Source organism: Vibrio sp. 10N.286.49.B3 (assembly GCF_002873395.1).
GTDB lineage: Bacteria > Pseudomonadota > Gammaproteobacteria > Enterobacterales > Vibrionaceae > Vibrio.
In genome coordinates this window covers 1-13,869 of the sequence record NZ_MCUV01000004.1, presented here as the reverse complement: position 1 = coordinate 13,869, position 13,869 = coordinate 1, and the positions used below count along the sequence as shown (strand labels likewise).

At 32.7% G+C, this 13,869-nt stretch carries 9 protein-coding genes and 2 pseudogenes; all 11 read left to right on the top strand.

The annotated features are described in order from the left end of the window. Positions 1-4 precede the first annotated feature (4 nt). Positions 5-790, top strand: coding sequence for an ABC transporter permease (locus tag BCU68_RS03285; RefSeq protein ID WP_102563379.1), 786 nt, complete (start codon positions 5-7; stop codon positions 788-790). After that, positions 774-1,889, top strand: a complete 1,116-nt coding sequence (locus BCU68_RS03280; RefSeq protein ID WP_198591675.1) for a Wzz/FepE/Etk N-terminal domain-containing protein — start codon at positions 774-776, stop codon at positions 1,887-1,889. Before BCU68_RS03285 ends, BCU68_RS03280 begins: the two co-directional genes overlap by 17 nt. A 13-nt stretch (positions 1,890-1,902) precedes the next feature. Beyond that, on the top strand, positions 1,903-2,895 hold the full coding sequence (locus BCU68_RS03275) for a KpsF/GutQ family sugar-phosphate isomerase (RefSeq protein ID WP_102563377.1): 993 nt from the start codon (positions 1,903-1,905) through the stop codon (positions 2,893-2,895). A 12-nt stretch (positions 2,896-2,907) separates the two neighbouring features. Further along, positions 2,908-7,554 (top strand): hypothetical protein, encoded by a 4,647-nt coding sequence (locus tag BCU68_RS03270; protein WP_102563376.1) that lies wholly within the window; start codon positions 2,908-2,910, stop codon positions 7,552-7,554. Positions 7,555-8,127: 573 nt separating this feature from the next. Beyond that, on the top strand, positions 8,128-9,744 hold the full coding sequence (locus tag BCU68_RS03265) for an aldolase catalytic domain-containing protein (protein ID WP_102563375.1): 1,617 nt from the start codon (positions 8,128-8,130) through the stop codon (positions 9,742-9,744). Further along, positions 9,728-10,384 carry an HAD hydrolase-like protein gene (locus BCU68_RS03260; RefSeq protein WP_102563374.1) on the top strand — a complete coding sequence of 219 codons (657 nt, stop codon included), beginning with the start codon at positions 9,728-9,730 and terminating at the stop codon, positions 10,382-10,384. Before BCU68_RS03265 ends, BCU68_RS03260 begins: the two co-directional genes overlap by 17 nt. Continuing rightward, entirely contained in the window at positions 10,381-11,112 is a 732-nt protein-coding gene (locus BCU68_RS03255) for a 3-deoxy-manno-octulosonate cytidylyltransferase (protein WP_241901260.1), read from the top strand. Before BCU68_RS03260 ends, BCU68_RS03255 begins: the two co-directional genes overlap by 4 nt. 90 nt (positions 11,113-11,202) lie before the next feature. After that, the gene (locus BCU68_RS03250) at positions 11,203-11,967 is read left to right on the top strand and encodes a hypothetical protein (RefSeq protein WP_102563373.1); all 765 of its coding nucleotides are present in this window, start codon (positions 11,203-11,205) and stop codon (positions 11,965-11,967) included. A gap of 116 nt (positions 11,968-12,083) precedes the next feature. After that, positions 12,084-12,884: pseudogene (gene kdsA / locus BCU68_RS03245) on the top strand (3-deoxy-8-phosphooctulonate synthase); the annotation flags it as partial. A 98-nt stretch (positions 12,885-12,982) separates the two neighbouring features. Further along, positions 12,983-13,708 carry an HAD family hydrolase gene (locus BCU68_RS03240; protein ID WP_102563371.1) on the top strand — a complete coding sequence of 242 codons (726 nt, stop codon included), beginning with the start codon at positions 12,983-12,985 and terminating at the stop codon, positions 13,706-13,708. A 9-nt stretch (positions 13,709-13,717) separates the two neighbouring features. After that, positions 13,718-13,869: pseudogene (locus BCU68_RS03235) on the top strand (3-deoxy-manno-octulosonate cytidylyltransferase); the annotation flags it as partial.

Sequence of the window (13,869 nt, the reverse complement as noted above, 5' to 3'; positions counted from 1 at the left end):
ATTAATGGGTTCAGTAAGAAAGAGATCAATACTTGCCGTTTGGAAAGATGTCATATTTGCTATCTTTGTTCGACAAATTCGTAGTAAATTTAATGATAAATTGGGAGTAAGTTGGTCAGTAGTTTCACCATTAATATTTATAATGGTGTTAACTTTAATCAGGGGGAGTATTGATGGTGGGGAAACCCATACCTTGCCCACATTCTTCTTTATGGTCTATGGAATACTGTTAATTCGATTTTTCATGGAAACATTAAGTGTAATTTCTTCTTCCATTAATTCGAGTAAACCACTCTTTGCCTTTAGACAAGTTCAACCTATCAGTGCTGTGATTGCAATAGCTTTATTTGAGTTGTTAAGCCGAATTGTTGTTGTTATCTGTATCTTTATTATTGCCTACTTTCTTAGGGTTGAAATAAGCATAAGTAATTTACTAGGTGTCATGTTTTGCTTTTTCCAAATTTGGATCTTAGCTACAAGTATTGGGTTACTGCTATCTTTAATTATTTGTTATATTCCAGAGGTTAATAAAGTAAGGACTTTACTACTCAGGCCGTTGATTTTTATATCGGGAGCATTTTTTAGTCTGCAGGATATTCCCCCAGAGTTATGGAAGTACTTCACATGGAATCCCATTTTACATGCGATAGAGTACTCTCGACACTTTGCTTATTCAACTTATAGTATTGATGGTTTAGATATTATGTACCTAAACTTTGTCACGCTTATTTTCTTTTTCTTTTCCTTATGCTGTTATCATGCTACGTGGAAACATGCAATCAACAGATAGATATACAATGATTAAATATATCAAGAAAAAAATTTTCCTTCTTATTATAGTTGTACCTTTAGTTATATTTTCTATATATCAACTTTTATTAGCAAGTCCAAGGTATGAATCTAAAGTACAATTAACCATTCAACAACCAGACGGGATGTCAACCATGGATCCTAGTATGGCACTGTTGAGCGGTTTAGGAGTTGCAAATAATAGTCAAGATATTCAGTTGGTTCAGTCTTATATACATTCTAGTGATATGCTTAACTATCTAGAAGACAATCTAAGCATAAAAGAACACTATACTGATAATCAGTATGATATTTTTAGTCGTTTGAGTAAAGATAGTTCCTATGAAGATTTTTATCAATATTACCAACAGTTATTAACTATTGAGATAGACGAGAAGTCATCAACTATTAGTGTTTATGCCCAAGCTTTTGAACCTATACTATCTTATGAAATTGTTAATGCCATCTCAGAAAGATCGGAATGGTTTATCAATAATATCGGACATCAACTTGCTGAAGCGCAACTAACATTTATAAAAAAAGAACACCAAGAGGTAGAAGTTAGGTTACAAAGTGCTCAGAAGAGTATTAATGATTTTCAGAATAAACATAACTTACTTGATCCTGAGACGGAGAGTATGGCATTAAGCCAAATTTCATATTCCATTGAAGGGGAAATAGCGAAAAAAAATACTGAGTTGACAGCATTACAAGCTTTGATGGCAGATAGTGCACCACAAGTGTTAGCGGTAAAGAATGAATTAAACTCTTTAAAGTCTCAGTTGATAAAAGAAAAATCACGATTAACAGATTCACAATCTTCAGAGTCAATAAATAATGTATTGAGTGAGTTTGCTAATCTAAAAATAGATTTAGAACTGGCAATAAGATCATTTACATCATCAACGGTTTCAATGGAAAAATCCCGCATAGAAGCTTATAGACAGTTAAAGTTCCTAATTGTTGTTGACCAAGCAAAAGTACCTGAAAAAAACAAATATCCGGAAGTATTTTACAATATTTCATTACTTGCTTTACTACTAATAATTTTTTCCGGGACCATGAAAATAGTTTTTGCCACAATTAATGAATTAAAATAAACTGAGAATAACAATGAAAAACTTAGATATTGCTACTTACTATACGTCAAATGAAAAAAAAGAGTTTTCGGTATGCTCCATCAAAAATACATACTCACAGCAAGCCGATGCACTCAATATTATGGCTAGTAATATTGATAATGAAGAATATCTTAAAGCGTTAGACTTTATGTTTAACTGTAAAGGTCATGTTATTATCTGTGGCATGGGTAAGTCTGGCCATGTAGGGACTAAAATTGCGGCAACACTAGCATCGACTGGCACCCCAGCTTTTTTCTTACATCCTAGTGAAGCATTCCATGGCGACTTAGGGATGATTACTAAAGAAGATGTCATTATTTTGATTTCTAATAGTGGTGAGACTGATGAGGTTCTTCAACTTATCCCTTCTCTACGTTCTTTTGGTAATAAAACCATTGCGATTACGGGTAAGACAACCTCAACGCTGAGCAAAAATAGTGACGCTACATTGCAGTTAGTCATGGATAAAGAAGCTTGCCCTAATAACTTAGCACCAACGACATCAACAACATTAACGATTGCCGTTGGTGACGCTTTAGCTGTAGCACTAATGGAAATGCGTCAATTCGAACCTAATGATTTTGCACGCTTCCACCCAGGTGGTTCACTAGGTAAGCGTTTATTAACGAAAGTTAAAGATGTAATGACAAGCAATAATTTACCGCTTGTTAATGCTGAAGATAAAATGACGGATGTTATTGTTAAGATGAACGAAGGACGCAAAGGTGTTGCCATTGTTCTCCAAGATAACAATCTTGTCGGTATTATTACAGATGGTGATTTACGTCGTTCATTGGTTTCAGATAAACCATTAAGTGAATTAATAGCGAAGAGTGTGATGAGCCAGTCACCTAAAACGTGTTTAGAAAGTAAAATGCTAAATGAAGCTGAAGAAATAATGAAAAGCAATGATATATCGACGCTTATTGTACTTAATAGTTCTGAAAGTGTTACAGGTTTAATTCAAATTAATACATTATATTAAGGTAAATCAAGGATGAGTATTCAATCAAAAATAAAAACAGTAATATTTAAACCTAAAGATGTAATATTAAAGTACACTTCAATATTTAAAGGTTTCTTATCCCATTCCTTTATAATGAAATGTGTAAGAAAAAGAAATAATGCCAAACTAATTAATTCTAGTTCTCGTCCTATAGCTCATGGTATACGTATAAACCACTGGAAGAGGGCTTATATTGAAGAGAAATACCCTGAATATCAATGGATATTCTATCCATTTAAAACATCAGCAAAAATAGTTTTTGATGAAATGTGTGGGGACTTAACAAAGCATAGGATTATTGTTTGGGGTTATAATGAAATTTCTGACTTTACTACCTTAGCTAAGGCGAAAGGAGTTAAACTATATAGGATGGAAGATGGTTTCGTTCGTTCAATTGGGTTAGGAGCAAATCATGAATTACCAGCTTCTCTTGTGCTAGATAAAAGTGGGACTTTATACTTTGATTCTCGCTCTTCTTCTGATTTAGAGAATATTTTAAATACTTATGACTTTAGTGGTGATAAGGAATTAATGGCGAATGCTAGAGAGTCATTGAATTTACTTTTAAATAATGGTGTTAGTAAATATAATCATATTGAAAGGAAATCTGCAGAAGAAATATATGCTAAATATTGCTCAGCAGTTGAGGGTGTAAAGCGAATATTAGTTATTGGACAAGTAGAAAGTGATGCATCTATTAAATATGGTGCAGATAGGAAATTGAATAATGGTGCATTAGTTTCTCAAGCCCGTAAAGATCACCCAGATGCTCAAATATTCTTTAAACCTCATCCTGATACGCTTGCAGGGAAGAGAGAAGTAGTAACTTCGCTTGATGTTATTAGCCAATTTGCTTATGTAGTTACAGAGCCATTGTCTTTAGTTGATTCATTTGATTCAATTGATGAACTTTATACTATAACGTCATTGGCAGGTTTTGAAGCACTTCTTCGAGGCATAAAAGTTACAACAATGGGCTGCCCATTTTATAGTGGATGGGGATTGACTCAAGATCTACAATATAACCCAAGACGCACTAGAACATTGACAGTAGAAGAAGTTTTTGCTGGTGCTTATATATTATACCCTGATTATTTTGATCCATTCTTACCGGAAAGAATAAAATTAAAAGATGTTTTAGTCAATATGCACTACCTTATTGAAAAAAACAATTCAAACCACTCATTAATTGAAGTGAAAAGAAAACCAGTAGCACATGGTATATTAATTAATGACTGGAAAAGAAAGTATATAGAAAATAAATACCCAGAATATGATTGGGTTTTTTATAAATTCAGCATGTCAGCGAAAAAAGTTTTTGCTAAGATAGATGGAGATTCAATAAATCATAGAATCATTATTTGGGGTTATAATGAAGACCCTGAATTTACTACTTTAGCTAAGGAGAGGGGAGTAAGCTTATATAGAATGGAGGATGGATTTTTTCATTCAATTGGCTTGGGATTTGATCATGAATTACCAGCTTCTCTTGTGCTAGATAAAAGTGGGACTTTATACTTTGATTCGCGCTCTTCTTCTGATTTAGAGGATATTTTTAATAATTATGACTTTTCATTAGATGAAAAATTATTACAAAGAGCTGATAATCTTATTAAGAATCTGGTGGATAATAAGTTAAGTAAATACAACCATTCTAATTCAGTTAATATTGAAGATATATATGGAGCAAAAACAAAACATAGGGTTTTAGTTATAGGTCAAATTGAAAATAATACTTCAATAAAGTATGGGTGCGAAGATAATTTAACAAATAATGACTTAATTAATATTGCAGTATTGGAGAACCCAGACTCGCAAATTTTATATAAGCCTCACCCAGATGTTATAAACAATAAGCGTAAAGCCATTTCTGTTCATAATAAGCTTAAACATATTTGTGAGGTTATAGAGTGTGATATACCACTTTCTGAATCACTTACTACAATTGATCATGTCTATACAATAACATCTTTAGCTGGATTTGAAGCTTTATTAAGAGGGACAAAAGTAACAACTTTAGGTTGCCCTTTTTATTCTGGTTGGGGGTTGACAGATGATAGACAAAGTAACATAAGAAGAAAACGTGAATTGTCAATTCAAGAGTTGGTTGCTGGCGCTTACATACTATACCCTAAATACTTTGACCCATATAAAAAAGAATATATTACAGTAGAGGAATGTATTGAGTTACTAATTAGAATGAAAAAGGTATCGAATAATTCATGTAAAAATAACTCAAAAGATTTTGTTAGAACGGATAGGTACGATAACATTGTTCAGTGCCTAAGAAATTTATTAATTTATGAAGGCATCGAAGATGACATAAATACTCTTAATTTAATTAAAGGTAGTAATGAATACTTCGAAGTAAATGAATTGTTATTATCATCTAAAGGTGAATATAAAGAATTAATTTCTCTATTAGATGAAAAAATGATTATCCAAGGGGCAACATCTCAAGCTTATTATTTAAGAGCTCAGTATAGATTAAAACTTGGTGAGTTAACAATGAGCACTGCAAATGATTTTAAGCGTTCTTTATCATTAGACCCTACGTTTAATCATCGCTACTATGCTTACTTTTATTTCATGTGGGAAGCTTTTAACTTATCAGAAGATATATTAAAACAAATAAAAAATGTTTTAGCATCTTGCTCTTCTGAGCAAAAGAAATCTAAAGCATATGGCAATTTATCGTTACTTTATGCTTCAATGTTAAGTGAAATAGGAAAGATTTCAGAATCAAATTTATTTTATAAAAAAGCTTTAACTACTAATGTGAACGGAAAAAATTTTTTACCTTTAAGGTACAAGCTAAGTAAAGCAAGCAATGTAGCCAAAAATTTAATTACCGACTCAGAAGACAAAGGATTTTCAAAAGTTTTATCAGAACAAAATAAATTTGAAGAACTTGTTTTAAAAGCTAACGGTTCAGTTTGTATTGTAGGAAATGCTCCAAATGAAATTGGTAAGAAGAAAGGTTCGTTAATTGATAGTACCAGTTTAGTAATTAGATTTAATTCATACTCAACAGATTATCCACATTGCCAAGATTATGGGTCAAAAGTAGATGTATGGGTTAGAATGCCTTTTCACCCATACGTGAAAAATAACATAGATCCAAATTTAAAATTAATTATTTTCAGTGGCTCGAATAGAATTAATAGACCATACCCTGATTGGGAATCGATGTTTGGTTATGTCGATGAAAGCATTTCATTAAGCTTTTTTAATAAAAATCATTTTTATGAACTACAATCAAAACTAGGTTGCCCTCCAACATCAGGCTTAATGATGTGCTATTCACTGTATAAGCTAATAGGTCCACTTCATCCTCATCATTATTATGGTGTATCTTTTTCCGAACAGAGTGATATTGATGAAGTGTATCATTGTAGTGATTCAAGTGCCTATGCTGGAATTCGTCATAATTGGTCTAATGAGAAAAAAATATTTGATGAAATTTGTTTTAAACCAGGAAGTGATATAATTACCCCTCAATCATTTTTAATGAAAAAAGAGTCATTAGAAAAACGAATAGGAAATAATATTAACACAATAAGTACTCATAGTTGTACTGAAGCAAATAATGAATTTTCAATTGAAAAAATCAACGGTTCAAACCCATTAATATGTACTTCTAAAGTTTTACAACAATATGATTTTAACAGTAACAATGCAGAGTTTATAAGCCCTGCATTACTAGATAATCATTTAAAAAACCTAAAGTCAGAAATGGACTTTAAACCTTGTATATTAGGGTTTGGTCGCTCACCTACAGGTATTGCAGCAAAAAACCATGCTTTAAATTATAATGGTGATTATATATTGGTTGAATATGGTTTTATTTCATCGATGAATTTACCAAGTGACAAAAAATTTAATTTTTCATTAATACTTGATGATATCGGTATTTTTTATGATACGACCAGCCCATCTAGAATAGAGAGTATTCTTAATTCTAGTCAGGAAATATTATCTATTGATAAAATTGTTCATGCAAAAAGAATGATAGATAAGATAGTTGATAATAATATTACGAAATATAATAATTCACCAGATATTATCTTGGAAAGAAAAAAAACCAGTCATAGAATATTAGTTATAGATCAAACTGAAAATGATAACTCAATAATTTATGGTCAATGTGAAAGTTACTCATTTACTGATATGGTTGAATTTGCTTTATCTCAAACTGATAGTGAGGTGATATTAAAGTTGCACCCTGAAACCGTCGCTGGTGCAAAAGGAGGGAATTTGAATGCAATTAGCCACCTTTTAAGCAACGATAAATTAACTATTATCGATCAGCAATGTAATGTGATTTCACTAATTAAACAAGTAGATGAAGTCTATGTTATGACAAGTGGTGTTGGTTTTGAAGCTTTATTAGCTAAAAAGTCAGTACGTTGCTTCGGTGTTCCTTTTTACTCTGGGTGGGGACTTACCCATGATATGGTAAAAATGGATAACCCGAGACGAGATATATCTATAGAATCTTTGTTCGCAGGATTTTACTTTAATTACACAATGTTTTTTCATCCAGAAACACATCAACGATGCGAAATTGACGATTGCATTGAATGGATTATAGAAAATAAGCCAGAATATCCAGTTATTAATTTAGCGACAAGGTGATGCATTAAACTTGACTAGGTAACATCACTTTTATGTGCGCACTTCGTTGATAATTTGCATTCTATAAATGATGTTTATTAACTTCAGGTGCTCACTATTCAATATTAATTTTCACTTTGAAAGTGAAAGTGAAAGTGAAAGTGAAAGATTATTTATCTATGGTTGGTTATATATAATATAACGGAAATCATCATTAACTCATATGCCGTACTGTCTATGTGTTTTAAGTCATGAAGATACGTATTATTACTGAGTGAATGTAAGGATGAATATTAATTTAAAGCTACTGTGCTTATTTTTAGGTTTATTGTAAATATTTAGTTTTAATATCAGGGGCTTGAAGTGCTAGATATTACTTTGCTGTTGTTTTAATAAGCAATATAAAGAAGTTTTTTGATGATGGTTGAAGTTGATTTATAATCTGTTTTTTATTTGGTCGTATCTTCTGAATAAGTTTTTTGATACTCCTGTAGAGTATGTGTCATTATATTTTGCTATGTATTTAAAAACATGTTTACTTCATTTTATCTTCATTGTGAGATAATTGTTTTTTTAATATTAAAGTGTGCTTATATGAAAATTTTAGATTGTACTTTACGAGATGGTGGCTACTACAATAATTGGGACTTTGCTCCTGAAGTTGTTGAGGCTTATTTAGCCTCAGTGATGGAGGCAAATATTGATTATGTAGAGTTAGGCTTACGGAATTTCCCTCAAGTCGGCTTTTTAGGTGCGTATGCTTATACAACAGAAAAGCACCTGAGAACATTAAACTTACCTGATGGTCCAATATATGGAGTAATGGTTGATGCTAAAACAATTTTATCTTCACCTTTAGGTGTAGAAGCAGCAATTGATGCGTTATTTATTCCTGCAGTCGAAAGTAAGATTAGTCTCGTTCGTGTTGCTGCTCACTTCACTGAAGTTGAACACTCTGGACCTATTGTGAAAAAATTAAAATCGATGGGTTATCTTGTTGGTTATAATCTTATGCAAGCAGGTGGAAAGCCTAATGAAGTTATTGCAGATAAGGCTAGACAAGCTAAAGAGTGGGAAGTTTTAGATACGCTCTATTTTGCTGATTCTTTAGGTAATATGGATAGTACAGAAGTTGAACGCATTGTTGCAGCATTACGTCAAGAGTGGGAGGGCGATTTAGGAATCCATACTCATAATAACATGGGAAAAGGGCTTGATAATACATTAGCTGCATCAAAAGCAGGTGTGACTTGGTTAGATACAACTATTACTGGTATGGGACGTGGCGCAGGTAATACTCAAACTGAAAACCTATTGGCAGTGATAGAAAAACAAGGTTGCAATAAATATAATGCCAAACCAGTCTACGATCTTGTCATTCGTCATTTTGAGTCAATGCAAAAAAATTATGGTTGGGGAAGCAACTTACTGTACTTTCTAGGTGCACAAAATGATGTACACCCAACCTATATTCAAAATTTATTATCAAATAAACACTATGGCACTGAAGAAATCGTAGGTGCGATTGGTTATTTAAATAACCTTGAAGGAACCACTTCGTATAATGGTTCGGTACTTGAAACAGCATTGAGCTTTACATCATCGACAAAAGATATTGGTGGAACAACAGATTTAGTGAATAAGTTTGTAGGTGAAGAAGTATTAGTTGTGGCAAATGGTAGTAGTTGCGAGCGCTACAAAAATGCAATTGAGTTATATATAAAAGAAAAGAAACCAATTGTTATATCGGTTAATTTAAATAAGCATTTAGATGAAGCTTTGATGGATTATGTTGTTGTTTCACATAATGCTAAGTTCCTATCTGAATCTGTATTATATAAAGATATTCAGGTACCTGTTATTTTACCTAAGCATCGGTTTAGTAGTGAAGAAATCAATGTAATTAAAGATTTAACAATTCTTGATGTAGGATTTAATAGCAATTGCAATCATTTTTCAGTTGAAGATGAATTGATAAATGCACCTTATGATTTAACTAGCGCTTATTTGTTTGGTTTGTTGGTTATGGCAAACCCAAGTAAAATTAATTTAGTTGGGTTTGATGGCTATGATAAAGGTGATCGTCGACAAACTGAAATGTTAGATATCATTGCTCAATACGGAAATTTATCAAAAGCACAATCTATTGTTTCTTTAACACCAACCTCTTACCCAATAACAAAAGGCTCTATTTATGCAATCCATTCATAATTATGATGTTTATATTTTTGATTGTGATGGTGTTATTTTAAATTCAAACCAATTGAAAATTGACGCAATGGAAAGAGCACTTCGTGCTCTTTCTTTTAAAGATGAAGAAATTAATCAATGTGTTAATTATTTTTCGAATAATTTTGGTAGATCACGATTTCATCATGTAGATGTGTTTTTTAATGACTTTTTACCAGTGGAAGAAAATAAAGATACGCTTAAAAGTAAATTACTATCTTTATTTTCATCCCAATGTAAAGAGTTATATTTAAATGCAGATGTTACACCTGGTTTTATATCATTAATTAGCTCGTTGAATGGGAATAAATATGTAGCAAGTGGCTCTGAGCAACAAGAGTTGAGGGACATCTTTGTACAAAGAGGACTAGATCTATACTTTAAAGAAATATATGGGTCGCCAACACCTAAAAATGATTTGGTACGGTCTATTTTAGAGGCTGAAAAAACAACTAACGCTGTTATGTTTGGAGATGCTGTATCTGATTTTGAAGCTTCAAAAATAAATGAAATTGAATTTATTGGATACTTACCTTATTCAAATGTTAGGAATAAAGTTATTGATTTACAGCTCACATATCAATTTCAAATAATAGATGATTTTAATGAGGTACATCAGTGATTAATAACAAATTGACTTATTCTGTAGTCATCCCAGCTCGCTTTTCTTCAAGTCGTTTTCCTGGAAAACCTCTTGTTGATATTTGCGGAAAACCTATGATTCAACATGTTTGGGAGCGATGTTGTGAAGCGGTTGGCTGTGATAAAGTTTATGTTGCAACAGATGATGAACGTATAAAGGATGCAGTTAAAATTTTTGGTGGGCAAGTTATAATGACTAGTGCTGAGTGTCTGACAGGAACAGATCGTTTAGCAGAAGCAAATTTGCAGCTTAATTGTGATTTTATTGTTAATGTCCAAGGAGATGAGCCTTTAATTAACCCTGATGATATTAATACAGTTATTAAAGCATTTTTAAAAACAGGCAATGTTACTAACGCTATGTGCCCTATAGCATCAGAGGCCGAGTTCTTTTCATATACTGTGCCAAAAGTTACATTCAGTCAATCTGGCAGATTACTTTATATGAGTAGATCAGGTATACCTTTGACTAAAGCTGGGAAATATCATTTTGGTTATAAGCAAGTATGTATTTATGCCTTCTCAAGAGAACAGCTAAATTTTTTCTATCAAAATAAAGAAAAAACAAAGCATGAGCAGGTAGAAGACATTGAAATTTTAAGATTTTTAGAATCTGATTATTTAGTTGATATGGTCGAAGTTGACTCTGGCTCTTTAGCAGTAGATGTTCCACATGATGTTCAGAGGGTTATTGATAAGTTGTCCTAGTGGTAATGATGCTATTTTTAAGTTGCATAAATCAAACAACTAAATAGTAAGTATTTCATTTCAAATTATTATGACTTAAGGTTTAACTCAATGGATCAAATAACCAAATCAGAATCCTTGAAAATAATAGATGGCTTTGATTTGTCAGAACGTAATTATATGGATTACTCAGAAAAATTAAATTTCAAACTTAATAATTTAATCTACACTAAAACAAAATCATTACCTGGTTTAATTATTAAAATTAGGGAAGGGGTTAATAATACTAAAATCTATATTGGTGAAAATGTAAAATTAAAAAAAACATCTATATCAATAAAGCAATCCAATATTACTGTTTATATTGGTGATAATTGTGATCTTAAAAGTACTTCAATTTTAGCTAATAGAAGTGAAGGTTCTATAGTGGTAGGCAATGGAGTTACAACTACCTCAAATAATACATGGAACCTAGGTGGATCAACAACTGGTTTTGCTGCTTCTATTATAATTGGTGATGACTGCATGTTAGCTGAAAATGTTATCATTCGTGGAGCTGATGGACATCCTATTGTTGATATGGAATCTATGGTGCAAATAAATGAACCTAAAAAATCTGTTATTATAGAGCCTTATACTTGGGTTGGTTATGGAGTTAGCATTCTTAAAGATGTTCGTATTGGAGCTTGCAGTATTATTGCTTTAGGCTCAGTAGTGACTAAAGATGTGCCTTCTCGACATATAGCAGCAGGTATTCCTGCACTACCTAGGCCTTTAAATAATAAATCATGGATGAGAAATAGAACAAAAAAAGCTAAAAAAATGATGATGAAATATAAAAATTTATATCCTTTTAAAGGGGAGTCTGACTGTTAAATATTATTCATAGCTGCGTTTGTTGAGGTTTCTAGGATTTAAAGTCAAATATTTGTTATTACTTTAATAGTAGAAATTATAATTTTACTCATTACCTTTTGTAAGGAACAGGAAGAAATATGTTTTTAATCGCAGGTCCATGTGTTATCGAGTCAGAAGGTTTGGTACTAGATACGTTTGGGAAGTTACAAGAAATTACGAATAAACTTGGCATTGAATATATTGCTAAGTCATCTTTTACAAAAGCAAACCGCTCTAGTGCTTCAGCTTTCACTGGCCCTGGTATCGATGAAGGTCTACGTATTCTAGAAAAAGCAAAAAAAGAGCTAGGCGTAAAAGTATTAACGGATGTTCATGATACAACACCACTTGATGAAGTTGCATCGGTTGTAGATGTTCTGCAAACGCCTGCTTTCTTAGTTCGTCAAACAGAATTTATTCAACGCGTTGCTGCTTTAGGTAAGCCGGTTAACATCAAGAAAGGGCAGTGGATGTCACCTCATGACATGATGCCTGTTGTTGAAAAGTGCCGTGCTGTTGGAAATGATGATATTTGGGTATGCGATCGTGGTACGAGCTTTGGTTTTGGGGCTTTAATTAACTATATGCCTGGTTTAGCAATTATGCGTGAAACTGGATGTAAGGTTATTATCGATGCTACACACAGTGTGCAAATGCCAGGAACGCTAAATGGTTCTACTGGTGGTAACCGTATTTATGTTCCGCCTATTGCTCGTGCAGCGGTTGCTGTGGGCGTGGATGGTATCTTTATGGAAACCCATCCAGATCCTAACAATGCTTTATGTGATGGACCAAATATGATTCCATTAGATAAGATGGAAGAGATGCTAACGGTGCTAGTTGAAATCAATGAAGCTGTTAAAGGTCGTCCATATCTAGAAGATAGCCTGTCATAGGATAGTTATTAGATTCCGTGTAATAAAGATGGAATATAATCAAATAAAGCAACCGATGGTTGCTTTATTTTTATCTGATTTTTGCAATAGGTATACAGATGTTAAAAGCTATATTTTTTGATATGGATGAAACACTTTGCGATACAAGTTATTCAAACCGAAAAGCAAGTGAGGCGTTAACAGAATCGATTGAACGTCATTACCCAATGATGGACTCTAACCTTTTTGTACAGCGTTATACCGATGGTTTTTATAAACGGCTTCATGCAGATTATCCTGAGTTACTAACGCTATTAAATGATGAATTAGAGTATCGAACACATCTTATTATCCTAATTGCTAGAGAGCAGGATGTATTGATCAGCAAAGAGGAAGCTCTCGCCTTACAGGTTACTTTTGATCAGTCAAGAATGGATCACTTTGACTTTTTTGCTGGCGTTGAAGATAAGCTTGTTGCACTTAGAGAAAAATATACCCTTGTTGTTATTACTAATGGCCCTGGGTTTTCACAGCATCCTAAATTAAAAGCTGTTGCAATGAGCCAATATGCCGATCATATTATTGTGGGAGGTGATGAGCCAGAAGAGAAGCCTGCTCAATCTATTTTTACTAAGGCACTTAACTTAGCAAAAGTACAAGCCAGTGAAGTTATTCATATTGGTGACTCTTATGAGTGCGATATTATTGGTGCTGCAAATAGTGATATTGCATCGGTATGGGTATCTTATCAGGCAGAAACGACTTCATCTTTAGCTAATTATACTATTGACCACCCCGATGAAATGTTTGCTGTAATTGAACAGCATAGCCAATCTATTAATTAAAGGTTTTTTATGTCTAAAATTAGAATTGTTATTCCTGCTCGTTTTGGATCTTCTCGTTTACCAGGAAAACCATTACTCGATATTTGCGGTAAACCGATGATCGCGAGAGTTGTTGAGCAAGTTTTAGGGTACTTTGAGCGTATTTATGTCGCGACTGATGA

What these genes read in the sequence shown, in the direction of transcription:
- BCU68_RS03285 (WP_102563379.1), top strand. Translation starts at nt 5, where the DNA reads ATGGGTTCAGTAAGAAAGAGATCAATACTTGCCGTTTGGAAAGATGTC.
- BCU68_RS03280 (WP_198591675.1), top strand. Translation starts at nt 774, where the DNA reads ATGCAATCAACAGATAGATATACAATGATTAAATATATCAAGAAAAAA.
- BCU68_RS03275 (WP_102563377.1), top strand. Translation starts at nt 1,903, where the DNA reads ATGAAAAACTTAGATATTGCTACTTACTATACGTCAAATGAAAAAAAA.
- BCU68_RS03270 (WP_102563376.1), top strand. Translation starts at nt 2,908, where the DNA reads ATGAGTATTCAATCAAAAATAAAAACAGTAATATTTAAACCTAAAGAT.
- BCU68_RS03265 (WP_102563375.1), top strand. Translation starts at nt 8,128, where the DNA reads ATGAAAATTTTAGATTGTACTTTACGAGATGGTGGCTACTACAATAAT.
- BCU68_RS03260 (WP_102563374.1), top strand. Translation starts at nt 9,728, where the DNA reads ATGCAATCCATTCATAATTATGATGTTTATATTTTTGATTGTGATGGT.
- BCU68_RS03250 (WP_102563373.1), top strand. Translation starts at nt 11,203, where the DNA reads ATGGATCAAATAACCAAATCAGAATCCTTGAAAATAATAGATGGCTTT.
- BCU68_RS03240 (WP_102563371.1), top strand. Translation starts at nt 12,983, where the DNA reads ATGTTAAAAGCTATATTTTTTGATATGGATGAAACACTTTGCGATACA.